Here is a 25,190-nt window from a genome sequence, read left to right as displayed (position 1 = left end):
GAGTCGGGCCCAGCGCGAGCCAGACTCAGTGCGAGTCCGGCTCTGCGCGAGCCAGGCTCAGCATAAGTCGGGCTCAGAGCTTCGCCTTGATCTTGTCGATGCGCTCCTGGCGCTTCTCCTTGCGTTCGGCCTTCTTCTCCTCCTTGACCTTCTGACGCGCGGCTTCGGCGGCGGCGTAGGCGGCGTCCTCGGCCGCGGCGACCTCGTCGAGCACTTCGTCCTCGGGACGGCGCAGCAGCGTCGCACCGGTCGACTTCGCGAAGTCGTCGAGGACGGTGGGATCGGATTCGACGACCTCGGCGATCACACCGGTCTTCCCCGCCGGCAGAGCCGCACTGAACACGGAGAGCGCGTCCTCGGCGTCGAAGGAGCGCTCCGCGTCGACCGTCGAGCCGATGAGCGCACCGGCGGCGAAGCCGAGGAGCATCCCGAGCGGTCCGCCGAGGACGCCGATGAGCGCGCCGATGCCGCCCCCGCCGAGGGTCGAGAGGCCGAGGTCGTTGTCCTGACCGTCGGTGACCCGCAGCTGGCCCTTGTCATTGCGTTCGACGACCGCCGAGGCGACGATCGAGAGCGCCTCGGAGTCGAGGTCGCGGAACTTGCTGAAGGCTTCATAGGCGGATCCTGAGTTGTCCCAGGTGAGGAGAATGATGTTGGTTTCTGACATGACACGCACCTGCTTTCTCCACGCGGCTCGGTCAGCCGCGAGGGTGGGGATGGAACGCCCCATCGGGGTCGGTGGGGTACTGAGAACTCCACCATCCCTGTAGTAAAGGGTCAATGACGGGTCATCAAGACGGATTGTTTTCCCAGGGGGCGGTCAGAGTCGCTCGACCGACCCGGCCGCTGCTCAGCCGACCCGGTCGTTGCTCGACCGACCCGGCTCCTGCTCAGCCGAGGTCGCGGCGGGCCATCGTCTGCGCGGCCCGGGCCGCGTAGTCGGCCGGATCCGGGTAGCCGACCCCGGTGAGGACGAGACCGTGGGCCGGGGTGACGTGCATCGGTCCGGTCGCGGTGATCCCGGCGTCCGCCTCGGCGAGGAGTTCCGCGGGCCGGGTCACCGGCCACGCCCCCGACCCGACGCGGATGAGGCCGCCGACGAGCGCGCGGACCATGTGATGGCAGAACGCGTCGGCGCGGAGGTCGATCGTGATGACGGCGTCTTGGTCGCGGGCGACATCGAGGTCGTGGAGGGTGCGGATCGTCGTCGCCCCGTCCCGGGGCTTGCAGAACGGGAGGAAGTCGTGGAGTCCGCGCGCCTCGTGCGCGGCCTCGGCCATCGCCTCGGCATCGAGCTCCCCCTTGTGCCGGGGCGTCATCGCGGTGAGCAGCGGGTCGAGGAACGACCGGTGGTCGGCGAGACGGTACTGGTAGGAGCGCCACAGTGCGGAGAAGCGGGCGTCGAAGTCGGCGGGCACCTCGGTCACGGCGTGGATGACGAGGTCGTCGGAGCCGTCGACGGTGAGCACCCCGCGCAGGCGCGAGAGCAGGGCCTGCTCCGGTGAGCGCCCCGACCGTCCGATGAGCTTGGCCAGGCCGGCCTCGTCGACGTCGATGTGGACGACCTGACGCCGGGCGTGGACGCCGGCGTCGGTGCGGCCGGCGACGACGGTGGCCACCTCGGTGCCGGTGACCCGGGCGAGCCCGTCCTCAAGGCTGCCCTGCACGGTGCGCAGGCCCGGCTGCTTCGCCCAGCCGTGGAAGTCCGTGCCCCGGTAGCCGAGGTCGAGGCGGAAGCGGGTCACGCCTCGACCACTCCCCGTTCCGGTCCCTGGTCGGCGCTGTCCGCATCGCGCGCCGAGGTGGTCGTCCCCGGTCCGCGGGTCACTGTCCTGTCCGTTGTGCGGGGCACGGCGGAGTCCGCGAGCGCCTCGGTGAAGTGCTCCCGCGGGGTGAAGACCCGACCGAAGAGGCGCGAGAGCGTGCGGCGGCGCTGGTGGTGGTAGCGGTCGACGTTGGCGTTGTAGAGCCGGGAGACGGCGATGATGCGCTCGGAGAGGACGCTGAGCTGACCGTGGAGCAGCTGGACGGTCATGTCGAGTTCGTCGCGCATCCCCGTTGAGGCGTCGGGTCCGCCGGTCGCCTCGGCGCGGCGTCCCGGGAGGGCGGCGGCATCGTTGATCTCCGCCGTCAGGGCGTTCTCCGCGGCCGCGCCGCGGGGGCCGAACGGGGCGCGTTCGGCGGAGGCGAGCGCGAGTTCGAGCGGGGCGAGATCGCGCGTCGTCACCTGCTGGAGGGTCCCGAGATAGGCGGGGACAAGGGCATGACGGGCGCGGAGTTCGACGACGAGCTGACGTTTCGCCTCGTCGCAGAGGGAGCGGGCCATCGAGAGCTGGTTGAACCGGAGGATGATGAGCATGACCGCGGCGACGACGAGAACCGAGACCGCACCGGCGGTGACGATGGTCCAGAACACCCGGGCTCCTCTCACGTGCGGTCGACCGAGGTGCCGGCCACCGCCTCGGCGGTTCAAGTTTACGCAGGGTTCACCCTCGTCGCGAACGCGTCGACCCCCGGTCACCTGGCCGGGTCGATTTCCGACAGTGGTCGCCGACACGTCGCCTGTCCGTCGCCGTGTCTTCACTCTGGCGGCGTGGACTGAGTGCTGTGAGAGTAGCGATCATTGCAGAATCCTTCCTCCCCAACATGAACGGGGTCACCCACTCACTCCTGCGGGTCCTCGAGCATCTGTCCGATCGCGGCGACGAGGTCCTCGTCATCGCTCCGGGCACTCGCCGCGACGGCCCCAAGGAGGTGTCGGGGGCGAGGATCGTGCGCGTCCCCTCGATCGCCCTGCCGAAGTATCGGCGCATCCGCGTCGCTCCCGGCGGCGTCACCCGCATCCGGCGTCTGCTCGAGAAGTTCGCCCCCGACGTCGTCCATCTCGCCAGTCCCTTCGTCCTCGGCTGGCGCGGGGTGCTCGCCGCGCAGAGCCTCGACCTGCCGACCGTGGCGATCTACCAGACCGAGGTGCCCGCCTACGCCGCGCGCTACGGGATGCACGGCATCGAGGCGATGCTGTGGACCCACGTGCGCAACATCCACCAGCACGCCTCCCTCACGCTCGCACCGTCGTCGTACACGATCGCGCAGCTCCAGGGCCTCGGCGTCGCCGAGGTCGATCACTGGGCCCGCGGAGTCGACTCGAGCCGCTTCGACCCCAGCCACCGCTCCGAGCAGTGGCGGCGCTCGGTGGCTCCGAACGGGGAGCGGATCATCGGCTTCGTCGGTCGCCTCGCCGCGGAGAAGCAGGTCGAGGACCTCAGCGTGCTCGCCGATGTGCCCGATGCCAAGCTCGTCATCGTCGGCGACGGTCCGTGGCGGTCGAAGCTCGAGCGTCTGCTGCCGAAGGCGCACTTCGCGGGCTTCCTCGGCGGGGACGCCCTCGCCCAGGCGGTCGCGAGCTTCGATCTCATGGTCGCTCCCGGTGAGCTCGAGACGTTCTGCCAGACGATCCAGGAGGCTATGGCCTCGGAAGTGCCGGTCATCGCTCCCGCCCGCGGCGGTCCCCTCGACCTCGTCGACTCCTCGCACACCGGGTGGCTGTATGCGCCGAAGGACCTCGCCGCGATGCGCCAGCACGTCGTCGATCTCCTCGGCGACGAGGCCAAGCGCCGGGCCTTCGGCGTCGCCGGACGCCAGCAGGTGCTGTCCCGCTCGTGGAAGAGCGTGTGCTCCCAGCTCGTCGGCCACTACTCCCGCGCGATCGAGAATCCCACCCCGCAGGTGATGGGCCGCAGCTTCAACGTCCTCGCCTGGGCGGGCGCGGAGGGCACCTCGACCCGCTGACGATCCGGCCGCCAGTGCCGGTGGCAGGCTGCGCACCCGGCCAACGCACCCGGCTGCGGCTCACTCCGTGCCGTCAGCGTTCGCGCCCTGCGCACGGGTGACCAGCCACGCGACGTAGAACGAAAGGGGCAGCGCAGTGGCGTAGATCGCGATCGGCGAGACGATGCCGCTGCTGAGGGTCATCATGACGACGAGACAGACGAGAGCCCCGAGGAGCGCGAACCGGTCGGCCGGGACTGCTCGAACCTTCCGCCGCAGGCTCACCCACAGTCCCGCACCAGCGAGGATTGCGGCGATGACCTGGACGGATGACAATGCGCTCGCGGTCTCGGGCACGCTCTGTCCGTTGCGGCCGACGCTGATGACGGAGAGGAACAGAGCGGCGATGATGACCAAGGGCATGCGATCCTCTCTTCGGTTGCGGTCCGCTTCCACCGTAACAGGACCACGCACACACGGATTCGCGTGCTCGCGGCGGCTCAACCCGCAGGTCATGGGCCGCAGCTTGGGTCTCCCTGAAATCGAGACGGACACTTCGCGTCGAGACCGACAGTTGTCAGTGCCGGTCTCGACGCGAAGTGTCCGTCTCGATGGCAGGGGCGTTACTTCCCGATCCACTCGTCGACGGTGACGACATCGGCCTGCCACGGCAGCACCTTCTCGATGAGGACCCGGTGGACCTCCTCGTCGCGGTCGGCGCAGGCGTCGGCGAGGATCGTCACGGGATAGTCGAGGTCGGCGGCCTGCCGCATCGTGGCGAGGATGACGCCGCGGGTGGCGATCCCGGAGAGGACGAGCTCGGTGGCTCCCAGTCCCCGGAGCACCTCGGCGAGGTCGCTGCCGCTGAATGCCCCGACGCGGCGCTTCGTCACGAGCAGCTCATCGTCTCGGCGTCCCATGGCATCGAGGATCTGCGTCGCCGCGCTCTCCTCGGACAGGTCGCCGTGGGAGGCGATGCGCATGAACGGTGAGGTCTCGGGCAGCTCCGGATAGCCGGGTCGCAGCGCCACGTGCACCCAGACGACGGGAATCCCGACCTGCCTGGCGTGGGCGATCGCGTCCTTGGCACGGGCGACGACCTCGGCCTCGGCGAAGGGCCCGGCGATGCCGTTCTGGAAGTCCATGGCCAGCAGGACGGTGCCGGTGTGGTCGCTCATGTGCATCTCCCCTCTGCGCGGGGTCACTCGCCCCGCTGGTTCCGACGGTACTCCGGAGGACACGTCAGCGCGGTGGCGTCTCTGCTGGCGATCAGTCGACGATGCCGCGGGCGTCGAGGGCGCGACCTGTGTCCTGCGCGTATTTCACCGATCGGAGGATCGCGGGCACGACTCGGGCCTTGAGGCTCGTCTCGAGTCCGCGGGCGCGGGCGGCCCGATCGGCATCGGTCAGCAGCCCCGAGATGTGCGAGATGGCGCGGACCATGAGTCCGGCGGTCAGGGCGATGACCTCGGTGTCGACGCCGAGGCGGCGCAGCGGGGAGACGATCGCCGCGAACGCGTCGAGGAGCTGGCCGACGGTCGTCGTCAGGGTGAGCAGCAGCGCCGCCTGGACGCAGGCGAAGACGGTTCCGGCCACGGCCAGACCGGCCTGCAGGGTCCCGAAGAAGAACTGGAGGACCATGACGATGATGACGAGAACCGCCGCATACGCCCAGGTCAGGGCGAATCGCCGGAGGGGCAGGCGGGCGTTGAAGCCGACGAGGACGAGGACGGCGAAGATCGACCAGTTGATGATCGGGTCGCGGAAGATCAGCGCGACGAGACCGATGACGGCGATCGCTGCGAGCTTCCACCCCGTCGGCACCCCGTGCAGCCAGCCCCGCTGTCGGCTCACCGTTCCGAAGAGCTGGGGGCGGCGCCGGACCCCGGCCCGGGTGCGGCCAGCCCGGACTCGGTCGGCCTGTTCACGGCCAGAACGAGCCTGCCCTCCCTGGGTCTGCCCTCCCTGGGTCTGCCTTCCCTGGGTCTGCCCAGTTCCAGTCTGCCGGGCCTCAGTCATGGGTCTCGCTCATGACGATGTCCCGGTAGGCTGCGACCGCCTCGGCGGGGGTGCCGTCGTGGGCGATGCGCCCGGCTTCGACGACGATGGCACGGTCGGCGATCCCGGCGAATTCGAGGTCGTGAGTGGAGACGATGATGCGGACGCCGCGCCGGGCCACGAGGTCGTTCAGCCGCGCGCGCAGCCGCTCCCGATTGCGCAGGTCGAGCAGGGTCGTCGGTTCGTCGAGGACGAGGATCTGCGGGTCGACGGCGAGGACGGCGGCGAGGGCGACGAGCTGCCGCTGCCCGCCGGAGAGCTCGTAGACGCTGCGGTCGGCGAGGTCGGCGATCCCGAGTTCGTCGAGCACGGCGAGAGCAGCCGCCCGGCGTTCGCGCTTGGGTACGCGGCGGCGCAGGGAGAGCTCGATGTCCTCGAGCGGGGTCGGCATGACGAGCTGTGCGGCCGGGTCGGTGAAGACGAAGCCGACGTGGGAGCGCACTTCGCCCGGCCGCCGGGCGGGATCGATGCCGTCGATGAGGACCTGTCCGGCGTTCGCGGTGACGAGTCCGTTGAGCAGCTGGAGCAGGGTCGACTTGCCCGACCCGTTCGCCCCGATGACGGCGACCGCGGGCTCGGTGAGCCGCAGGTCGATGTCGGTGAGGATCGGCCGGAAGGCATCCCCGGTGGGGGTGTCGTCGACGACCCCGACCGTCACCCCGGACAGGGAGATCTCCCGGCGGTCCCCCGCCGGGGCAGGGGTGGATCCGGCCGGCACCGAGGCGGTGGATCCGGCCGGCACCGAGGCGGCCGACCGCGGATCATCCGAGCCCGAGGCGGACCCGGGGTCTGCGGCGGACCCGGGCACCGCCTCGGCGGGCGGTGGGGCGTTCGATGATGAGCAGCGGCGGAAGATCACACGGCGTCCGGGATCTGGGGGCGGACGCCTCGGCGGCGGAGGATGTCGGGGAAGGCCCGGTGAATGAGGAGGGCCACGGACACCGCGAGGATGTTCTTGATGATGTCACCGGGCCAGTAGATGAGGTCAGCGGCGAAGGCGACGCCGAGCGGGAGGTCGCCGTTGATCGACATGCCGAGGATGCCGAGCGGGTGGTTGAGCAGGAAGCTCGCGCCAAGGGAGCCGAGGAACATCGCGACCCACAGGGCCACGCCCCGGTAGCGGCGCAGCGCCCAGCGGGCGACGAATCCGGCGGCCAGCGCGTAGAGGGTGAAGGAGATGATGTAGCCGGCGATCGGGCCGGCGAGCACGGCGATGCCGCCGCGCATCCCCGAGAAGATCGGCAGTCCGAGCAGCCCGAGGACGACGTAGAGTCCGACGGCGGCGGCGCCGCGCCACGGGCCGAGGACGAGGCCGCACAGCGCCACGGCGAAGGTCTGCAGGGTGATCGGCACGCCCACCGGACCGACGGGGATCGGGGGCAGCATCGCGAACGCCGCGAGCAGGGCGGCGAAGACGGCGATGAGCGCGATGTCGCCGGCCCGGCTCGGGGTCTTGAGCGAAGCGGTGCCCGCGGCGGCGGTGCTGTCTGCGTGGGTCATGGGTTCTCCAACGGTCGGGTCGTCCCGGGCCTCACCCGGGCTGACCCCACTGTAGCTGAACACCGTTCAGGAGTTGTCGGCAGGGCACAGATCGCGCTCCGCTTCTTGGCACTGCCCGACTCAGAGCCCGACCCAGCGCTCGACTCAGCGCTTGACTCGGCACCCGTGGACGCCCGAGGTCACCCCACACGGACGGCGCTCACTCCCATTCGATCGTGCCCGGAGGCTTCGAGGTGACGTCGAGGACGACGCGGTTGATGTCATCGACCTCGTTGGTGATCCGGTTCGAGATCACCGAGAGCGTGTCATAGGGGATCCGAGTCCAGTCGGCGGTCATCGCATCCTCGCTCGAGACCGGTCGGAGGACGACGGGGTGGCCGTACGTGCGGCCGTCACCCTGGACGCCGACCGAGCGGACATCGGCGAGGAGGACGACCGGGCACTGCCAGATCTCACCGTCGAGGCCGGCCTTCGTCAGCTCCTCACGGGCGATCGCATCGGCCCGGCGGAGGATCGCAAGCCGCTCCTCGGTGACCTCGCCGATGATGCGGATGCCCAGGCCCGGTCCCGGGAAGGGCTGGCGGGAGACGATGACCTCGGGCACGCCGAGCTCACGGCCGATCGCGCGCACCTCGTCCTTGAACAGGGCGCGCAGGGGCTCGATGAGCTGGAACTGGATGTCCTCGGGCAGCCCGCCGACGTTGTGGTGGCTCTTGATGTTCGCCGTGCCCGACCCGCCGCCGGATTCGACGACGTCGGGGTAGAGCGTGCCCTGGACGAGGAAGCCGATCTCCTCGCCTTCGTCCTTGGCCTCGAGGACGAGGTCGGCGGCGGCGGTCTCGAAGGTGCGGATGAATTCGCGCCCGATGATCTTGCGCTTCTCCTCCGGGTCGGTGACCCCGGCGAGCTCCTTGAGGAACCGCTCACGGGCGTCGACGGTGACGAGGCGGACGCCGATCGAGTTGACGTAGTCGTTCTCGACCTGTTCCCGTTCGCCTTCGCGCAGCAGTCCGTGGTCGACGAAGACGCAGGTGAGCTGATCGCCGATCGCCTTGTGGACGAGCGCGGCGGCGACCGAGGAGTCGACACCGCCGGAGAGCGCGCAGATGACCTGCTTGTCCCCGACCTGCTGGCGGATGAGGTCGACCTGTTCGTCGATGACGGACTCGTTCGTCCAGTCGGCTTCGAGACCGGCGACCCGGTAGAGGAAGTTCTCGAGGATCTTCTGCCCGTTCTCGGAGTGGAGGACCTCCGGGTGCCACTGGACGCCGGCGAACTTCCGCTCGGGGTGCTCGAAGGCCGCGACCGGGGTGTCAGGGGTCGAGGCGAGGACGGTGAAGTCCGCGGGCGCCTCGGCGACGGAGTCCCCGTGGGACATCCACACGGTGTAGGCGTCGGGGGTCTCGGCGAGCAGCGCCCCCTGGTCGGCGACGGCGACCGGGGTCGAGCCGTACTCGCGCTTGTCGGTCTTTGCAACGCGACCGCCGAGGCTCGTCGACATGAGCTGGAACCCGTAGCAGATGCCCATCGTCGGGACACCGAGGTCGAAGACCGCCTCGTCGAAGGGCGGCGCCGCTTCGTCGTTGACGCTCGAGGGTCCGCCGGAGAGCACGATGGCCACGGGGTTCTTGGCCGCGAACTCGGCCGCCGGGGCGTCATGGGCGATGATCTCGGAATACAGTCCCGCCTCACGGATCCGGCGGGCGATGAGCTGCGCGTACTGCGCGCCGAAATCGACCACGAGAACAGGAGGCACCTGTGTGCTCTGGGGGTTCGTCATGCCCCCAAGTCTAATCAACGGCGGGACGCACCGGATCGCCGGCTCCGGACGGAACCCGGCGACCGCCTCGGCGGGGGTCCTCAGCTCCTGGGAGCGACGACGACGGCGGCGGCGAGCTCGGCTTCGACCTGGCGGTGGATGCGGCGTTCGAGGATGAACGACATCACCGGGACGACGCCGGCGAGGGCGAGGATGAGGTAGCGGCCGAGGCTCCAGCGCATCTGCTGATTGAGCCAGAAGCAGCCGATGAGGTAGACGACATAGCACCAGCCGTGGCTGATCGCGATCGCCGCGGCGAGATTGAAGTCACCGAACATCAGCGCCGTCGACGGGTCCGGGGCGATGAGGTACTTGTAGATCATCTCGACCGTGAGGATCATCAGCATCGTGCCGGTGATGATCGCCATGACACGGTAGAACTTCAGGGCATTGCGCGCCGAGGTGAAGCGCTTGACGCTCCACAGGTTCGACTCGTCGACCTCGGGGCGGGAATCGAGGTTCTCGGGGTGGTCGCTCACGCTTCGGGTCCTTCGGTCGTGGTGCTGGCAGTCGGGGAGGGCTGGGTCTGGCTGTCGGCTCTGCGCGGTTTCGCTCCACCGTGCCGGTGGGCGGGCAGTCCGGTCAGCCCGGACATCACCTCGGGGTCGATCCGGGCTTGGCCTGCGGGTTTGACGATGACGTAGTCGCCGCCGGCCTGCGGATCCTTCGCACTGCCCCCGGCCTCGCCGAGGCGGGTCCTGACATAGTCGTCACGCAGCAGCTGCCACCACATGTAGAGGGCCATGCCGGCGAAGATCAGCCATTCGATCGCGTAGACCGCGGACTGGACGTCGAAGCCGCCCTCGTCACGGGTCGTCGTCGTGTCGACCTGGGTCAGTCCTCCGGTGCCCACCGAGGCGGCCGCCCCGGTCGCGGTCTCGGGCATGAGGAAGCCGGAGTACGTGAGCAGGTCGGGGAAGAGGTTGATGAGCTGGGAGGTCGAGACGGTCTTCACCTGTCCATCGGGCAGACCGGTGCCGGGTTCAGGTCCCTCGACGGGGCCGATGCGCGCTTCGAGGGCGACCGGACCCTCGAGGGCCCGCGAGTTCATCGCCGTCTCCTCGTCGGTGGTGAAGCCGCGGAGGACGGGGATCGCGATCGTCTTGCCGGTCGTGTCCGCGACGGCTCCCTCGCCGAGGCGGGCGTCGTCGGGGGCGAACATCGTGACCACCCAGAAGCCCTCCTCGCCGTCGTTGATCCGCCCCGGGACGACGACCTGGTCGTCGGGCAGCCACCGGCCGGTGAGGCTGACGCGCTGGTCGGCGAGGATGCCGGGCATCGGAGCCTGAGCGCCCATCACCTCGTTGAAGTCCTTCGTCTCATCGATGTCGGTCGCCGAGACGACGTCGTTCTTGTGCTGGGCACGGTCGACCTGCCAGGCCGACAGGCCGACGAAGCAGCTGACGAGCACGAGGACGAAGACCAGGGACCCCAGCCATTTGGGAGTCAGTGCCAGACGGAACAGATCAGACCACCGATCCAGGCTGGTACGGGGACACGGTGACGTCGACGCGCTGGAACTCCTTGAGGTCGACGTAACCGGTCGTGGCGAGCGCCCGGCGCAGGGCACCGGCGAGGTTGAGTTCGCCGATCGCGGTGCGACCGGGGCCGAAGAGGACCTGCTCGAGGCTGCCGACCGTGCCGAGTTCGACGCGGTGGCCGCGGGGCAGCTCGGGGTGGTGGGCTTCGGCACCCCAGTGCATGCCGCGGCCGGGGGCTTCGGTGGCGCGGGCGAGCGCGGTGCCGAGCATGACGGCGTCGGCGCCGACGCCGAAGGCCTTGACGATCTCGCCGCTCGTGCCCAGACCGCCGTCGGCGATGACGTGGACGTAGCGGCCGCCGGATTCGTCCATGTAGTCGCGGCGGGCGGCGTGGACGTCGGCGATCGCGGTGGCCATCGGGGCGTGGATGCCGAGCGTGCGCCGCGTCGTCGCCGCCGCTCCCCCGCCGAAGCCGACGAGGACGCCGGCAGCGCCCGTGCGCATGAGGTGGAGGGCGGCGGTGTACGTGGCGGCCCCGCCGACGATGACGGGGACGTCGAGTTCGTAGATGAACTGCTTGAGGTTGAGCGGCTCGGCCTGGGAGGAGACGTGTTCGGCCGAGACGGTCGTGCCGCGGATGACGAAGATGTCGACACCGGCATCGACGACCGTCTTGTAGAACTGCTGCGTGCGCTGCGGGGTCAGGGCCCCGGCGACGGTGACGCCGGCGTCGCGGATCTCCGCGAGGCGGGCGGTGATGAGGTCGGCGCGGATCGGGGCGGAGTAGAGCTCCTGCATCCGGGAGGTCGCCATGTCCGAGGGCAGCTGGGCGATCTCGGCGAGCAGCGGGGCGGGATCGTCGTAGCGGGTCCACAGGCCCTCGAGGTCGAGGACGCCGAGACCGCCGAGGCGCCCGAGCGCGATGGCGGTGTCCGGTGACATCGCCGAGTCCATGGGCGCGCCGATGAACGGCAGCTCGAAGTGGTAGGCGTCGATCTGCCAGGACAGGGAGACATCCTCGGGATCGCGGGTGCGACGTGCGGGGATGATGGCGATGTCGTCGAGCGAATAGCCCCGACGACCGCGCTTGCCTTTGCCGATCTCGATTTCAGAACTCACGCGCACAGCCTATCCCACCGGACTCTCAGGAGGTCTCAGCCGACTGTGAGGGAGGCAGCGGCTGCCGAGGCGGGTCGGTGCCGGGGCGCGGCCGTGGGAATTGCCTCCCGGAGGTGGATCCCGCTCGATTTTCGCCGCGAAGTCGAGCGGGATCCACCTCGGGGAGCGCCCCAACCGCAGTCCGGGGTGCGGTGTCCGGGGGAAGCCGGACGACTGTTCAGGGGAAGCGGTCGGCGGCGACCGCCTCGGCGGCGGAGGCGAAGGCCCGCACGTGCGGCAGGTGGGCTTCACGGTCACGGACGTGCATGACGACGCGGCGCACCGGGGTGGGGTCGGTGAGGTCGACGGCGACGAGGCCGGGCGGCAGGTGCTCGGTCGAGAGCCGGGGCAGCACGGTCACGGCGAGGTTCGCCGCGACGAGGGCGAGTGCGGCGTAGTCGTCCTCGGAGGCGGCGAACATCGTCGGCTCGAATCCTGCGGCAGCGCACGCGAGATCGACGACGCGGCTCGTCGGACCGTTCCACAGGTCGTAGTTGACCCAGCGTTCGTCGGCGAGCTCCTTGAACGGCACGAAGTCGCGGCCGGCGAAGGGATGGCGTTCGGAGACGACGACCCGGTAGTCGTCGTCGAAGAGCACGGTCCGCGACATCCCCGGCAGGCTGCCCTCCTCGTCCTGGGGGACCTCGTTGCGGATCTCGATCGTGCAGTGGCTGCGGCGGACCTTCGCCGGTTCGTTGAGCTGGATGTCGAAGCGCAGGTCCTCGTGTTCGAGGGCGACGGGGCCGATGATGTCGGGCAGGAGGACGGCGTTGAAGGAGGTGAACGCCGCGATGCGCATCCGCGGGCGGTGGACGGCGCTAAAGCTCTCGACGAGGCCGTCGAGGCGGCCGAGGCCGGTGAAGACGTCGGAGGACTCCTCGGCGAGGCGGCGCCCGAGTTCGGTGATCTCGATCCCGCGTCCCGACCGGCGGTAGAGCTCGGCGCCGACCGCCTTCTGCAGAGTCGTGATGTGCTGGCTCACAGTGGCCGGGGTGTAGTTGAGGCTGCGCGCGGCGGCGACGACCGAGCCGGTCGCGACGACGGCCCGCCACACGCGCAGGCGCTGGAGGTCCCACATCCGTCCAGGGTAGCCGAGATCGTTCGGTGCCGCCTGATGATCGTTTGAGAATGATTGCTTTTCGCAACGCTTTTTCTGCGGCAGACTGGTCATCGGCGTGATTCGCGCCGCCGCGTCTCGGCCGCAATCGGCCGGCATCCGGCTCGTTCGTCCTCGCCAGCACTCGCACCACCACCCCGACAGGAGTCCCATGACCGGTCCTGAGCTCATCACCATCGCCGGCGCCGCCACCGTTCTCGCGGTCACCCCCGGACCCGAGACGATCCTCACCGTGCGTCTCTCGGCACTGCGCCGCAAGGCCGGGCTCATCTACTCCCTCGGTTCGGCGACCGGCATGACGATCTGGATGATCGCCGCGCTCACCGGGATCTCCGCACTCCTCACCGCCTACCCCTCGGCGCTCCTCGTGCTCAAGATCGTCGGCGGTGCCTACCTCTGCTTCCTCGGCGTCCTCGCTGCCCGGCAGGCGCTGAAGATCCGCAGCGAACTGCGCGGCACCGCCCCGCTCGGCCCCGTCGGCGAGATCGCGGCGGCCACCGATGACATCGTCGCCGATGACCTCGTCGCCGAGGTGGCCCCGGCCAAGGGCGCCCACCCGTGGGGCCAGCTCGCCTCGATCATCTCCTACCGCCGCGGCCTGCTCTCCTCCCTGTCCAACCCCAAGGCGGGCCTCTTCTTCCTCGCCGTCATGCCGACGCTCGTCCCCGCCTCCCCCGCGGGCACCGACTACGTGCTCCTCGTCGCGATCGTCGTCGGCCTGCTGCTCGCCTACCAGATCCTGCTCGCCCTCATCGCCGGATACGCCGCCGCTGCCCTCCAGCGCCGCAGCACCGACTTCTGGATCGAAGCCGTCTCCGCCGGCATCCTCGCCGTCATGGGCATCACGGTCGCCGCCATCCCCATGTGACGCCCCCGCTGGGGTTGTGGCGCAGGTGGTGCGCCGCGGTCGGTGCGACATGGCCGGACAACGTCGTGTCTGCCGCTACACAGTCGGCGCTGCGGCCCGCGGCTGCCGCGACACTGCCCGTGCGGCGCGGCGCAGCCCCCACCGCACGGTCCGCCGCGGCGACACACCTTCTCCACGGCCCCTGTCGGCCAAAAGTAAAACTGCAGGGAACTAAACGCCCGCAGTTCTACTTTTGGCCCGCAGAACACGCGCACCCCGAACTTCTCGCCAGCAGAACAACTTCTCGCCAGCGCCACATCCGGCGCGCCATTGCCGATCGGTGCGACGCGGCGGGCGACAGCGAGCCAGTCATTACACAATCGGCGCTGCGGCCCGCGTCTACCGCGCGAGACACCGCCCGTGCGGCGCGGCCTCGCAACACGATCGGTGCGACGACACACCTTCGCCACAGCCCATGTCGGCCAAAAGTAGAACTGCGGACGACTGAAAGCCCGCAGTTCTACTTTTGGCCCGCAGAACCTGCGCGCCCCGAACTTTTCGCCTGCCGAACACCTTTTCGCCATCGCCACATGCGGCGCGCCATTGCCGATCGGTGCGACGCGGCGGGGCGACAGCGAGCCAGTCACTACACAGTCGGTGCTGCGGCCCGCGGCTACCGCGACACTGCCCGTACGGCGCAGCTCCTCGCCACACGATCAGTGCGACGACACGCCTTCGCCACGGCCCATGTCGGCCAAAAGTAGATTTGTGGACGACTGATCGCCCGCAGTTCTACTTTTGGCCCGCAGAACCCGCGCGCCCCGAACTTCTCGCCTGCAGAACAACTTTTCGCAAGCGCCACATCCGGCGCGCCATCGCGCGAAACGGCGCCGGTGCCCGAGATCGCTCTCGGACACCGGCGCCGCTGACTGCCATTCCGGCCGAGCTGCCCCCGCGGAGAATGCGGCGAGCGGCTCGAGCCGGACGAGGTTCAGTCGCTGTGGTTGGGGCCGTCGCTGCGGGGGCCGTCACCGACCGAGCCCGTACCAGGGCCGGCACCGGGAGCCGCACCGCCGCCGACTGGGCCGGCACCGCCGACCGGACCGGCACCGGGAGCGCGGCCGGTCGCACCGCCGAGGCGGTCGCCGGTCGGATCGCCGACCGAGGACTCGACGACGTCGGCCGCCTCATCCTCGACCTTGCCGAGCAGCCGTGCTGCGGCCTCTCGACCGCCGAGGCCGAAGGCGAGTGCCGCGGCGGCGGCTCCACCGATGACAACGGCACCGAACGCGAGGTTGATGATCGAGTCCGCGATGCCCATGTAGCGCAGGCCCATCGCAATGAACAGAGCGATCGCCGAATAGCGCAGCACCTTGCTCGCGATGTTGTTCGTGATGAACTTTCCGATGAGCGCCGCGATGAGGAAGCCGGCCGCGATGATCACCGCACCGAAGAGGACGCTGCCGCCCAGCGCGAGGATCTCATTGAGGATGTTGGTGATCTCGGGGAAGCCGAGCATCCTCGTGGCCATGATCGCGAAGAAGATCATGATGGCGACTTGGACGATCTTCGTGATCACCGACGACGCGCTCGTGCCCGCGGGGAAGATGCCGATCGAGTCGATCGCCTTATCGGTGCCGACACCGCGGAGGATCTCCTCGAGCAGGTTGCCGAGGAACTTCGCGATCACCCAGCCGATGGTGAGCAGGATCGCCGCGGCGATGATGAGCGGGATCGCCTGGAGGAACATCTCGAGCATCTGCTGCGCGGGATCGGAGATAGCTGCGATGCCGAGCACCTGAAGCGCCGCGATCGAGACGACGATGATGATGATTCCGAAGACGAGATTGCCGACGAGGTTGACCACCCGAGCGTTCGCATCGGCCTGCGCGTTCGGCTGACCGTAGCCCTGCTGGCCAGGGTGTCCCTGCTGGCCGGGGTGCCCCTGCTGACCGGGATGCCCCGGCTGACCGTAGCCCTGCTGGCCCGGATGGCCCTGGCCGGGATGGCCCTGACCCGGATGACCCTGGCCGGGCTGACCCTGCGGCGGCATCGGCTGATCCTGCGGCGGCTGACCACCGGGCTGGCCCGGTCCCGCCGGTCCGCCCTGACCCATGGGCGCGCCCTGAGGATTGACCTGGTCGAGGTTCGCCGTCGGCTGCGATGTGCCACCGGGACGACGGAAGCCTCCATCGGAGTCCGCGACGCTGACCGCGCGATCACCGATCGACCGGAACTTCGAGGTCAGCCGGCTGAGATCGACGGTGCCGAGGGCGGTGACGACGAGCTGTTTGGCGATCTTCGCGAACACGTAGCCGATGAGGAAGATGAAACCGGCGCCGATGATGTTCGGCAGGAACCCGAAGATTCCGTTCGCCAGTCCCTGCAGCGGCGTGAGCACCTGATCGAGGGCGAACAGCTGGAGTACCGCGATGAGACCGAGGATCCAGATGACGAGGCCCGCGATCTGCCCGACCGAGCGGCCGATCTGCTGGCCGTTGTGCCCGTCTCTCTGCAGAGCCGGGATCTTGGCCACGAGCTTGCCGATCGCCCATTTGACGATCGAGGCGACGATCCACGTGACGATGAGAATGAGAATTGCAAGGCCCACATTGATGAGGACCGGCCATATGTCTTGCATTTCCGTTGTCTCCTTCGGATTCTGCGGACTAACAAGGCGTCATTGCCGCTTGTTGATTCGGAGCCTATTCGAATGGAGCACACCGGACAAGGGTGTGTCAGCTTTCATCTCGGATTTCGGCCGAAATGGCAATTGACGGCGGCGGCATTCATGCGTTTATTTCAATGCCTTAACAAGACGTTCATATGGCGATCACAATTGCGCATCGAGATCGCTTTCCAGCACCCCGAGGACGGGCCTCGCGCACCGCTCTGACCTGAGACGGAAGACGCCGGTGGCGAATAGGAGACGGCCCGAGATCGATCTGCGAAATGCCGGGCACTGAGACCGTGCCGGCTCATCGTCGCGCACCGGCGGGAATCGCACACGTGCCACCGGAATAACCTCGGCGGAAACGTCAGACAATCATCTCGTGATCGTCGGGAATGATCCGGCAATTACTCTGCGGCGAATTCCAAGGGCACGTTGTCGATGAGCCGGGTCGTACCAACGGTGACTGCGGCGAGCAGCAGCGCCGAACCGCGGAAATGGTCGGAGACCGGCTGCAGGGTCGCCGCGTCGACGAGGCTGAGGTAGTGGACCCTGACGTCGGGTCCGCCCTCCGCCCGGGCCGTCGCGAGGCCGATGCCGAGCGTCCGGCGGGCGACGTCGAGGGTGTCGGGCGGCAGCGCATGGTCGATGCGCACCGCCTTCTCCGCTGCCGCCAGTGCGCGGGGAATCGCGAGCGCCGCGGCCCTCTCCCCCGGGCTGAGGTATTCGTTCCGGCTCGAGGTCGCCAGGCCGTCGCGGTCACGGACGACGGGCAGACCGATGAGCTCGATGTCGAAGTCGAGGTCGGCGATGAGCCGCCTGACCAGGGAGAACTGCTGAATGTCCTTGAGTCCGAAGACGGTGACATCGGGGTCGATGAGAGTGAAGAGCTTCGACACGACCGTGAGCACACCATCGAAGTGGCCCGGCCGGTCGGCGCCTTCGAACACCGCGCCCATGCGTCCGCCGGTGACGGTGACCTCGGGAGCCGACGGGTACATCTCGATGAACGCCGGGGCGAAGACGAAGTCGGCTCCGGCCTCCTCGCACGCGGCGATGTCCTCGGCGAAGGGCCGCGGGTAGCGCGTGAAGTCCTCGCCGGGGCCGAACTGGAGCGGATTGACGAAGATCGACACGACGAGGTGGTCGGCCGTCTGCCGGGCACGCTCCATGAGCGCGCGGTGCCCGGAGTGGAGGGCGCCCATCGTCGGCACGAGCGCGACCGTCCCCGTCTGCCGTTTGCGCCATGCGCGCAGCGCGGGAATCCCGCCGATCTCCAGGCCGCCCGCCCGGCTCTCCGTCCCCGATGCCGCCTGCGCCGACGACATCACTCGAAGCTCCGCTCGGGTTCGGGGAACTGCCCGCCGGCCACCTCGGCGACATAGGTCTCGACCGCCTCGGTGAGGACGGAGCGGACATCGGCGTAGCGCTTGACGAAGCGAGGCGCCTTCCCGGGCCGCAGCCCGGCCATGTCCTGCCACACGAGGACCTGCGCGTCGCAGTCCGCGCCGGCCCCGATGCCGACGGTCGGGATGGTCAGCTCGGCGGTGACCTGGGCGGCCAGCGGGGCGGGCACCATCTCCATGACCACGGAGAACGCTCCCGCCTCGGCGACGGCCCGGGCATCGGCGAGCAGCGCGTCGGCGGCGTCACCGCGGCCCTGCACGCGATATCCGCCGAGGTTGTGCTCGGCCTGCGGGGTGAAGCCGATGTGCGCCATGACGGGTATCCCGGCCGCCGTGATCGCGCGGATCCGGGAGGCCACCTGCTGCCCGCCTTCGAGCTTGACGGCGTGGACCTCGGCCTCCTTCATGAATCGCACGGCCGTGGCGACGGCCTGTTCGTCGGAGATCTCGTAGCTGCCGAAGGGCAGGTCGGCGACGATGAGCGCGCGCGAGGTCGCGCGGGCGACGGCGCGGGCGAGCGGAATGAGCTCGTCGACGGTCACCGGCAGAGTCGTGTCGTAGCCGAAGACGTTGTTCGCCGCGGAGTCGCCGACGAGGAGCGCCTCGACTCCCGCCTCCTCGAAGAGCGCGGCCGTGTACTGGTCGTAGCTGGTCAGCATCGCCCAGCGCCGCCCCGCGGCCTTCGCCTTGAGCAGGTCGACGGTGCGCACCCGCCGAGGCGGTGGACCCGCCGCGTACACGGGTGTCGTCTCTGCCTGCCTGCTGTCGTCTGCCGCATCGGGCATGGGAATCCTCTGTGGTTGGCTGTCTCGGCGTGCGCGGTGGGCCGGGGCATCCGCGCGGTCGCGCACTGCCCGCCTGCACCGGTCGCAAGCACCGTCGTCATGGAGCCGGCCCGGATCGCGAGCCTGCCACCAGCGTACCCGGGTCCGCGTCGGTTGCACTTTCCCGCCACAGGTGATTAAGCTCAAAAGTGCGTAAATAAGGCGCCGAACCCCGAAGGACGACGATGACCACGACAGCCTCGATCGAGCTCACCCTCAAAGACATCTCCGCCGGCACCGCCGCGGGGTCGATGTGCGGCGACGAGCTCATCACCGCCCCCTGGGACGTCGACGCCTCCCCCGGCTACGGCCCCGGCGCCTCGACCGCCGACCCGATCCCCGCCTCCGCCCCGCGCCAGGGTGAGATCCCGCAGGAGTACCGGGACGCCTCGGCGGAGGAGCTGCGGGAGCGGATCATCGCCGCCAAGGCCGCGCTCGGCGACCGCGTCGTCCTCCTCGGCCATCACTACCAGCGCGTCGAAGTCGTCGAGCACGCCGACTACATCGGCGACTCGTTCATGCTCGCCGGGGCCGCACAGAACCATCCCGACGCCGAGGCGATCGTCTTCTGCGGCGTCCACTTCATGGCCGAGACCGCCGACCTCCTCTCCACCCCCGACCAGGCCGTCATCCTCCCCAACCTCGCCGCCGGCTGCTCGATGGCCGACATGGCGACGATCGATGAGGTCGAGGACTGCTGGGAGCAGCTGGCCGAACTGTGGGGCACGGAGCCCGACGCATCCGGCAAGGTGCCCGTCATCCCCGTGACGTACATGAACTCCTCGGCCGCGATCAAGGGCTTCTGCGGCCGCAACGGCGGGATCGTGTGCACGTCATCGAACGCCGAGGTGGTGCTCGACTGGGCCTTCGAACGCGGGCACCGCGTCCTCTTCTTCCCCGACCAGCACCTCGGCCGCAACACCGCCATCGACATGGGCATCGACCCGGACCGGATGCCGCTGTGGAACCCCCGCCGGCCGCTCGGCAACAACACCGCCGAGGTCCTCGATGACGCCCGGGTCATCCTCTGGCAGGGCTTCTGCTCCGTCCACAAGCGCTTCACTCCCGCCCAGATCGATGCCGCCCGCGCCGCGAACCCGGACGTCCGGGTCATCGTCCACCCCGAGTGCCCGCGCGAGACCGTCGCCGCAGCCGACGAATCCGGGTCGACGGCCTACATCACCAAGGCCATCGAATCCGCTGCCGAACCGACCGCGTTCGCCATCGGCACGGAGATCAACCTCGTCCAACGGCTCGCCGCCGACCATCCCCAGCACACGATCACATGCCTCGATCCCGTCGTGTGCCCGTGCTCGACGATGTACCGCATCCACCCCGGTTACCTCGCATGGGTCCTCGAATCCCTCCTCGACGGCCGGATCGTCAACCGGATCACCGTCGACGCCGAGGTGGCCGACCCCGCCCGCACGGCACTGGACCGGATGCTCGCCGCGAAGCCGAGGATCTGACGTGGGCCACGTCGTCGTCCTCGGCACGGGCATCGCCGGCCTGACCACGGCCCTGCGCCTGGCCGGCTCCCACGCCGTCACGCTCGTGACGAAGGACCGCCTCGGCGACTCGAACACGGCGCTCGCCCAAGGTGGGATCGCCGGGGTGCTCAGCCCCGATGACTCCGTGGCCGCCCACATCGCCGACACGCTGGCCGCCGGTGCCGGGCTGGGTGACCCCGAGGCCGTCCGTGTCCTGTGCACGGAGGGACCCGAACGGATCCGCGAACTCGCGGAGACCGGGGTGCGATTCGACCGCCGAGGCGGGGCGGCCGTCGACCCGCTCGATCCCGACCACTGGGAGCGCGGCATCGAGGGAGCGCATTCCGCGGCCCGGATCTATCACTCCGGCGGGGATGCGACGGGACGAGCGATCGTCGGGGCCCTCGTCTCCGCGATCCGCGCCGAGGCGACCGCGGGCCGGATCACGGTGCGGACGGAGACGATGCTCGTCGACCTCGTCACCGAACCCCGCGGCGCGGCGTGCGACCCTCGGGCGGCTACCGGTGCGCCGGCGGTGACAGGGGTCCGAGTGCTCGGGCGCGACGGCGCCGTCGGGTGCATCGCCGCCGCTGCCGTCGTCCTCGCGACCGGCGGGGCCGGACAGCTCTTCGCCCACACGACGAACCCGCCGGCGGCGACCGGCGACGGTCTCGCCGCGGCGCTCCGCGCGGGCGCGGCCGTCAGCGACCTCGAGTTCGTCCAGTTCCATCCCACGGCGTTCGCCGGATCGGGCTTCCTCGTCTCCGAGGCGGTGCGCGGGGCCGGGGCGCTCCTCCTCGACGCCCACGGCAGACGGATCATGCCGGCGATCGATCCGCGCGCCGAGCTCGCACCCCGCAGTGTCGTGGCGCTGGCCCTCCACCGGACGATGGCCGAACAGAACGGCCTGCCGTGCCACCTCGATGCGCGAGCGATCCCCGACGTCGATGCCCGGTTCCCGAGTATCGCCGCGCACCTGTCGGCTCACGGGCTCTCGCTCGCCGACGACCTCATTCCCGTCACCCCCGCCGCGCACTATGTCATGGGCGGCATCACCACCGACCTCGAGGGACGCACCTCGATCGAGGGCCTCTTCGCCGTCGGCGAGGCAGCGTGCACGGGCGTCCACGGAGCCAACCGACTCGCTTCGAATTCCCTGCTCGAAGGCGCGGTCTTCGGGGCGCGGGCCGCCGCTGCGATCGCCGCCGACCTGCACGGGGCGACGAGCGGCACCGCGGCAACGTCTCACGTCGCGGCCGTGTCCGACTCCGCTGCTGTGTCTGACTCCGCGGCAGCGCCGGGCCCCAGCGTCGGGACGACCACGCAGGCCGCGGCGCACGCCGTGCGCCCGTCGCCGCTGTCGCGCACGGCCCTGCAGGCGCTGACGTGGGAGCACCTCGGCCTCGAGCGCACCGCTGCGGGCCTCACCGAACTCCTCGACCGCCTCGGCGCCGGATCGAACGACCACCCCGGCTTGGGAGCAGGAGACGACCTCTGCCCGGGTGACGACGCTCCACTCGAGCGGCACGACATCGAAACGGCGAACCTCGCCCTCATCGCACGGACGATGGCCGAGCGCGCTCTGGCTCGCCCCGAGAGCGTCGGCGCTCATGTCCGCACCGACGCACCCCGCCGGTCCGACGCGACCCGCGCCGAGGCGGCCACCTCGGCCGGGACGCCTGTGACCACCCGGTCCGGGGGCCGGACGACGCTCCACCCACACACCGAGGAGGCGGCTTCATGCTGACGACGGCGACGATCGAGGCGGCGGTGCGGAATGCGCTGACCGAGGACGCACCGTGGGGTGACCTCACCGGCGAGGTGTTCGTTCCTGCGGAGGCCACAGCCACCGCTGAGCTGCGTGCCCGGGAGGACGGCGTCTTCGCCGGCGGTGAGGTCTTCGCCGCCGCATTCGCCCTCACCGATCCGACGATCGGCGTCGACGTGCTGGTCACCGACGGGGAGTCCTTCTCCGCCGGACAGGTGCTCGCGTCCGTGTCAGGGCCGGCGCGCGGCGTGTTGCGCGCCGAGCGGATCGCCCTCAACTTCACCCAGCGGATGAGCGGTATCGCGACTCTGACCAGGGCGTTCGTCGACGCCGCCGGGGGCAGGACACGGATCGCCGACACCCGGAAGACCACGCCGGGCCTGCGCGCGTTCGAGAAGCACGCGGTGCGCTGCGGGGGCGGGCACAGTCATCGGTTCGGGCTCTCGGACGCGGTCATGGTCAAGGACAACCACCTCGGCGTGCTCACCGGCACCGGCGGCGACGTCACCGCCGCTCTGCTCGCGGCCAGGGAGCGGCTCGGGCACACGACGATGATCGAGGTCGAGGTCGACCGGCTCGAGCAGATTCCCGCAGTCCTCGACGGTGGGGCCGACATCATCATGCTCGACAACTTCTCACTGGCCGACCTGCGCCGTGGGGTCGCCCTCATCGGCGACGCCGCCATCGTCGAGGCCAGCGGCAACGTCTCGCTCGAGACCGTCGGGGCGATCGCCGCCACCGGCGTCGATGTCATCTCCTCCGGTGCGCTCACGCACAGCGTCCGGTCGATCGACCTCGGGCTCGATCTCGCGCTTGCCGCAGCCGCGGCGACGGCGAGCCCGGTCATCCGGACGGCGGCGGACTGAGATGGACCCGCTCTATCTCGACACCGCCTCCGCCGCGCCCGTTCGCCGGGAGGCGCTCGAGGCGGCCTGGCCGTACCTTGCGGGAGCCTTCGGCAATCCGTCGAGCCACCATGAGATCGGACGGCGCTCCGCGGAGGCCCTCGACGCCGCCCGGGCGCGGGTCGCCCGGGTCCTCGGGGGGCGGAGCACGGACATCGTCTTCACCGGTGGCGGCACCGAGGCGGCGAATCTCGCGATCATCGGGATGGCGCTCGGGCAACTGCCCGAGGACGGCGGCACCACCGGCCGTCGCCACCTCGTGACCTCACCGCTCGAGCACGAGGCGGTGCTCGCCTCGGCGGATCATCTGCGCAGACGGCACGGCTTCACCGTCTCATTCGTCGACGTCGAGCCCGACGGCACGGTCACTGCCGAAGCTCTGCGGACAGTGCTGCGGGAGGACACCGCCGTCGTCAGCCTCGGGTATGCGAACAACGAGATCGGCACGGTCGCCGCAGTCGCCGAACTCTCCGCGCTCGCTCGCGAGGTCGGTGCGCTCACGCACACCGATGCCGTCCAGGCTGCCGGGTGGCTGCCGCTGACCGACCTCGGCGTCGATGCCCTCACGCTCGCCGGGCACAAGATCGGTGCGCCGAAGGGCATCGGGGTGGCCGCGATCCGCGCCCGGGTCCCGGTCGAACCGATCATCCACGGCGGGGGTCAGGAATCGGGGCGCCGGTCGGGCACGGAGAACGTCGCCCTGGCCGTCGCGTTCGCCACGGCCCTCGAACTCGCCGAGGCGGAACGGGTCGAGGCCGCGGCACGGGTAGCGGGCATTCGAGATGCCTTCATCGCCGAGGTGGTCGGGGCGGTCGACGGTGCTCTGCTCACGGGCAGTGCCGCGGCGCGGACTCCGAACCATGCTTCGTTCTGCTTTTCGCGCACGAGTGGGGAGGCGGTGCTCCTCGAGCTCGAGCGGCTCGGTGTCACGGCGTCGAGCGGGTCGGCATGCGCGGTCGGCTCCGATGAGCCCTCGCATGTCCTGCTCGCTCTCGGCATCGACGCCGAGGTCGCGAAGACGAGCGTGCGCTTCACCTTCCCCGCCTCGATCACCCCCGAGCAGGGGGAAGCCGCCGCGGCGGCCGTCATCGAGGCGGCGAAGCGGCTGAGCCTCGCATTCTCCTGAGCACCCAGTCCGGGTTGCGGCCTCGAGGTCTCCTTGGGGCTCGGTCTCGGTTGCGATCTCACGCCGCGCAGCTGTCTCGCAGGCGCTCTCACCTGCCGCGAAGAGTCCAGTGATGAGCGATTGGACTCTTTCCAACCGCTGGATGCGGAGAGACACTGGAAGCACAGGATCCGCTTCGGCTGTGAGGAGGGACCGACATGGATCTCGTGGCACTGCTCTTCATCGCAGCGAGCTTCACGGGCATCGTCTTCCTCATCGGGCGCCTGACATGCCCGCGCCGCGATCGAGTGCCGCTGACCGAGGTCGACGGCGTCATCTTCTGGACCACGCTGTGCCGCGGATGGCTGGCGCTGAGCGCGATCGCTCCGCTCACCCTCATCATCGACGACCGCCCGGACAGCGCCCCCGCGTAGTCCGCCGGTCGCTCACCTCGCGAAGACGGAGGCGTCCCAGCTCTGCATCGCATGAGCCGAGGCCCAGAAGTGGAGTTCGTAGACGCAGGCGCGCTCGAACGCCGCGCGCATCCGCGCAGCCTCATCGGCGGGCACCCGATCGAACTCGCGCTCGAGGATCGCCACAGCCTGCCGGGTCGATTCGTCGAACTCCGGGGAATCATAGGTCTGCACCCACGTCCCGTACGGGTGAGCCTCGTTCATCGCCCCGGCCTTCTCGACGAGCACCTTGCCCATGTGCGCATAGACCCAGAAACACGGCAGGACACCGGCCACGCCCTCCCCATATGACCGGCTCGCCGCGGTGGCGACGAGGAACGACACATACCCGAGCGTCGTCGGCGACGGTCCCAGATGGTCGGTGGCCTCGAGTTCGGCATGGGCCACGGCGAGCCGCTCATCGGAGAGCAGCTGAGCGTGCATCTCCTCCTCCACCGTGATCGCCTCCGCTGCCGAGGTCGACCAGAACCGGGACTCACCGCGGTCCGCCGTCTTCCCGGCGAGGAACGACATCGCCTTCGCATACCCGCTCAAGTAGATGCTGTCCTGCGTGATGTAGTTCGTGAACGCGAGCGGGGCCAGCGTGCCCTCGGCGAGCTGAGTGAGGAACGGCAGCGCCTCGATCTCGTCGATGATCGGGCGCACGTCCTCCCACAGCGCGGCGGTGTGCGGTCCGGCGGCGAAGTTCGTGCTCATGAGTGGTCTCTCCTCGGGGTCGGGATCGGACTGGGATCGGACTGGGATCGGACTGGGATCGGACTGGAATCGGAATGGCCGGAATCAGCCGGGTGGGAAGCGGA

24 protein-coding genes are annotated in these 25,190 nt (G+C 69.8%); 7 read left to right on the top strand and 17 right to left on the bottom strand.

All coding sequences use genetic code 11. The features are described 5' to 3' along the window. Positions 1 to 73 precede the first annotated feature (73 nt). From ABD154_RS09480 to ABD154_RS09470, 3 genes are all read right to left on the bottom strand, one after another. The gene (locus ABD154_RS09480) at positions 74 to 667 is read right to left on the bottom strand and encodes a DUF1269 domain-containing protein (protein WP_198499408.1); all 594 of its coding nucleotides are present in this window, start codon (positions 665 to 667) and stop codon (positions 74 to 76) included. A gap of 223 nt (positions 668 to 890) precedes the next feature. Continuing rightward, entirely contained in the window at positions 891 to 1,745 is an 855-nt protein-coding gene (truA, locus tag ABD154_RS09475) for a tRNA pseudouridine(38-40) synthase TruA (protein WP_211978880.1), read from the bottom strand. After that, a complete protein-coding gene (locus ABD154_RS09470; protein ID WP_211978879.1) occupies positions 1,742 to 2,416 on the bottom strand; it encodes a LemA family protein in 675 nt (224 codons plus the stop codon). Before ABD154_RS09470 ends, truA begins: the two co-directional genes overlap by 4 nt. Positions 2,417 to 2,607: 191 nt before the next feature. Here ABD154_RS09470 and ABD154_RS09465 point away from each other — a divergent pair, with 191 nt between their 5' ends. Continuing rightward, positions 2,608 to 3,789, top strand: a complete 1,182-nt coding sequence (locus tag ABD154_RS09465; protein WP_486303275.1) for a glycosyltransferase family 4 protein — start codon at positions 2,608 to 2,610, stop codon at positions 3,787 to 3,789. Between the two features lie 60 nt (positions 3,790 to 3,849). Here the strand turns inward: ABD154_RS09465 and ABD154_RS09460 are convergent, their stop codons facing one another. The 10 genes from ABD154_RS09460 to ABD154_RS09415 form a co-directional block, all read right to left on the bottom strand. Continuing rightward, positions 3,850 to 4,191, bottom strand: coding sequence for a hypothetical protein (locus ABD154_RS09460; RefSeq protein ID WP_211978877.1), 342 nt, complete (start codon positions 4,189 to 4,191; stop codon positions 3,850 to 3,852). A gap of 200 nt (positions 4,192 to 4,391) precedes the next feature. Continuing rightward, a complete protein-coding gene (locus ABD154_RS09455; RefSeq protein ID WP_211978876.1) occupies positions 4,392 to 4,946 on the bottom strand; it encodes a cysteine hydrolase family protein in 555 nt (184 codons plus the stop codon). A gap of 91 nt (positions 4,947 to 5,037) precedes the next feature. Then, complete coding sequence (locus tag ABD154_RS09450; RefSeq protein WP_249121024.1) at positions 5,038 to 5,622, bottom strand: CbiQ family ECF transporter T component; 585 nt, start codon at positions 5,620 to 5,622, stop codon at positions 5,038 to 5,040. A gap of 157 nt (positions 5,623 to 5,779) precedes the next feature. Continuing rightward, entirely contained in the window at positions 5,780 to 6,493 is a 714-nt protein-coding gene (locus tag ABD154_RS09445) for an energy-coupling factor ABC transporter ATP-binding protein (protein WP_425546726.1), read from the bottom strand. 188 nt (positions 6,494 to 6,681) lie between these two features. Next, positions 6,682 to 7,326: a biotin transporter BioY gene (locus tag ABD154_RS09440; RefSeq protein WP_211978874.1), complete on the bottom strand. Its 645-nt coding sequence runs from the start codon at positions 7,324 to 7,326 to the stop codon at positions 6,682 to 6,684. A gap of 199 nt (positions 7,327 to 7,525) precedes the next feature. Next, positions 7,526 to 9,106 (bottom strand): glutamine-hydrolyzing GMP synthase, encoded by a 1,581-nt coding sequence (gene guaA, locus ABD154_RS09435; protein ID WP_211978873.1) that lies wholly within the window; start codon positions 9,104 to 9,106, stop codon positions 7,526 to 7,528. Between the two features lie 80 nt (positions 9,107 to 9,186). Next, positions 9,187 to 9,624: a DUF3817 domain-containing protein gene (locus tag ABD154_RS09430; RefSeq protein ID WP_137825641.1), complete on the bottom strand. Its 438-nt coding sequence runs from the start codon at positions 9,622 to 9,624 to the stop codon at positions 9,187 to 9,189. After that, entirely contained in the window at positions 9,621 to 10,556 is a 936-nt protein-coding gene (locus ABD154_RS09425; RefSeq protein ID WP_249121023.1) for an SURF1 family protein, read from the bottom strand. The genes ABD154_RS09430 and ABD154_RS09425 overlap by 4 nt, the downstream gene beginning before the upstream one ends. Before the next feature lie 55 nt (positions 10,557 to 10,611). Beyond that, a complete protein-coding gene (locus ABD154_RS09420; RefSeq protein ID WP_198499416.1) occupies positions 10,612 to 11,745 on the bottom strand; it encodes a GuaB3 family IMP dehydrogenase-related protein in 1,134 nt (377 codons plus the stop codon). A gap of 217 nt (positions 11,746 to 11,962) precedes the next feature. Further along, a complete protein-coding gene (locus ABD154_RS09415; RefSeq protein ID WP_211978872.1) occupies positions 11,963 to 12,862 on the bottom strand; it encodes a LysR family transcriptional regulator in 900 nt (299 codons plus the stop codon). A gap of 190 nt (positions 12,863 to 13,052) precedes the next feature. Here ABD154_RS09415 and ABD154_RS09410 point away from each other — a divergent pair, with 190 nt between their 5' ends. Beyond that, a complete protein-coding gene (locus tag ABD154_RS09410; protein ID WP_211978871.1) occupies positions 13,053 to 13,769 on the top strand; it encodes a LysE family translocator in 717 nt (238 codons plus the stop codon). A gap of 970 nt (positions 13,770 to 14,739) precedes the next feature. On the opposite strand, the gene ABD154_RS09405 is transcribed toward ABD154_RS09410, so the two are convergent. The 3 genes from ABD154_RS09405 to panB all read right to left on the bottom strand — a co-directional run bounded on the left by ABD154_RS09405 (position 14,740) and on the right by panB (position 18,610). Then, on the bottom strand, positions 14,740 to 16,389 hold the full coding sequence (locus tag ABD154_RS09405; protein ID WP_211978870.1) for a mechanosensitive ion channel: 1,650 nt from the start codon (positions 16,387 to 16,389) through the stop codon (positions 14,740 to 14,742). Positions 16,390 to 16,826: 437 nt separating this feature from the next. Beyond that, positions 16,827 to 17,747 carry a pantoate--beta-alanine ligase gene (panC, locus tag ABD154_RS09400; protein ID WP_249121022.1) on the bottom strand — a complete coding sequence of 307 codons (921 nt, stop codon included), beginning with the start codon at positions 17,745 to 17,747 and terminating at the stop codon, positions 16,827 to 16,829. Further along, positions 17,747 to 18,610: a 3-methyl-2-oxobutanoate hydroxymethyltransferase gene (gene panB / locus ABD154_RS09395; RefSeq protein ID WP_198499420.1), complete on the bottom strand. Its 864-nt coding sequence runs from the start codon at positions 18,608 to 18,610 to the stop codon at positions 17,747 to 17,749. Before panB ends, panC begins: the two co-directional genes overlap by 1 nt. Positions 18,611 to 18,834: 224 nt before the next feature. Here panB and nadA point away from each other — a divergent pair, with 224 nt between their 5' ends. From nadA to ABD154_RS09370, 5 genes are all read left to right on the top strand, one after another. Next, positions 18,835 to 20,118 (top strand): quinolinate synthase NadA, encoded by a 1,284-nt coding sequence (nadA, locus tag ABD154_RS09390; protein WP_344251172.1) that lies wholly within the window; start codon positions 18,835 to 18,837, stop codon positions 20,116 to 20,118. 1 nt (position 20,119) lies between these two features. After that, a complete protein-coding gene (nadB, locus tag ABD154_RS09385; RefSeq protein ID WP_344251171.1) occupies positions 20,120 to 21,886 on the top strand; it encodes an L-aspartate oxidase in 1,767 nt (588 codons plus the stop codon). Next, positions 21,880 to 22,773, top strand: a complete 894-nt coding sequence (nadC, locus tag ABD154_RS09380) for a carboxylating nicotinate-nucleotide diphosphorylase (RefSeq protein ID WP_344251170.1) — start codon at positions 21,880 to 21,882, stop codon at positions 22,771 to 22,773. The genes nadB and nadC overlap by 7 nt, the downstream gene beginning before the upstream one ends. 1 nt (position 22,774) lies before the next feature. Next, on the top strand, positions 22,775 to 23,938 hold the full coding sequence (locus ABD154_RS09375) for a cysteine desulfurase family protein (RefSeq protein ID WP_344251169.1): 1,164 nt from the start codon (positions 22,775 to 22,777) through the stop codon (positions 23,936 to 23,938). Between the two features lie 197 nt (positions 23,939 to 24,135). Then, positions 24,136 to 24,351 carry a hypothetical protein gene (locus tag ABD154_RS09370; RefSeq protein WP_344251168.1) on the top strand — a complete coding sequence of 72 codons (216 nt, stop codon included), beginning with the start codon at positions 24,136 to 24,138 and terminating at the stop codon, positions 24,349 to 24,351. Between the two features lie 12 nt (positions 24,352 to 24,363). Here the strand turns inward: ABD154_RS09370 and ABD154_RS09365 are convergent, their stop codons facing one another. Beyond that, positions 24,364 to 25,086, bottom strand: coding sequence for a TenA family protein (locus ABD154_RS09365; protein WP_344251167.1), 723 nt, complete (start codon positions 25,084 to 25,086; stop codon positions 24,364 to 24,366). Positions 25,087 to 25,190 lie beyond the last annotated feature (104 nt).

This window comes from Brevibacterium sanguinis, assembly GCF_039528855.1.
Lineage (GTDB): Bacteria > Actinomycetota > Actinomycetes > Actinomycetales > Brevibacteriaceae > Brevibacterium > Brevibacterium sanguinis.
This window is presented reverse-complemented; position numbering and strand designations above follow the sequence as displayed.

Coding starts and splice junctions, on each gene's coding strand:
- ABD154_RS09410 (WP_211978871.1), top strand. CDS start 13,053: ATGACCGGTCCTGAGCTCATCACCATCGCCGGCGCCGCCACCGTTCTC.
- nadC (WP_344251170.1), top strand. CDS start 21,880: ATGCTGACGACGGCGACGATCGAGGCGGCGGTGCGGAATGCGCTGACC.
- panC (WP_249121022.1), bottom strand. CDS start 17,747: ATGTCGTCGGCGCAGGCGGCATCGGGGACGGAGAGCCGGGCGGGCGGC.
- ABD154_RS09375 (WP_344251169.1), top strand. CDS start 22,775: ATGGACCCGCTCTATCTCGACACCGCCTCCGCCGCGCCCGTTCGCCGG.
- ABD154_RS09440 (WP_211978874.1), bottom strand. CDS start 7,326: ATGACCCACGCAGACAGCACCGCCGCCGCGGGCACCGCTTCGCTCAAG.
- nadA (WP_344251172.1), top strand. CDS start 18,835: ATGACCACGACAGCCTCGATCGAGCTCACCCTCAAAGACATCTCCGCC.
- ABD154_RS09460 (WP_211978877.1), bottom strand. CDS start 4,191: ATGCCCTTGGTCATCATCGCCGCTCTGTTCCTCTCCGTCATCAGCGTC.
- guaA (WP_211978873.1), bottom strand. CDS start 9,106: ATGACGAACCCCCAGAGCACACAGGTGCCTCCTGTTCTCGTGGTCGAT.
- ABD154_RS09480 (WP_198499408.1), bottom strand. CDS start 667: ATGTCAGAAACCAACATCATTCTCCTCACCTGGGACAACTCAGGATCC.
- ABD154_RS09370 (WP_344251168.1), top strand. CDS start 24,136: ATGGATCTCGTGGCACTGCTCTTCATCGCAGCGAGCTTCACGGGCATC.
- ABD154_RS09415 (WP_211978872.1), bottom strand. CDS start 12,862: ATGTGGGACCTCCAGCGCCTGCGCGTGTGGCGGGCCGTCGTCGCGACC.
- ABD154_RS09365 (WP_344251167.1), bottom strand. CDS start 25,086: ATGAGCACGAACTTCGCCGCCGGACCGCACACCGCCGCGCTGTGGGAG.
- panB (WP_198499420.1), bottom strand. CDS start 18,610: ATGCCCGATGCGGCAGACGACAGCAGGCAGGCAGAGACGACACCCGTG.
- ABD154_RS09405 (WP_211978870.1), bottom strand. CDS start 16,389: ATGCAAGACATATGGCCGGTCCTCATCAATGTGGGCCTTGCAATTCTC.
- ABD154_RS09455 (WP_211978876.1), bottom strand. CDS start 4,946: ATGAGCGACCACACCGGCACCGTCCTGCTGGCCATGGACTTCCAGAAC.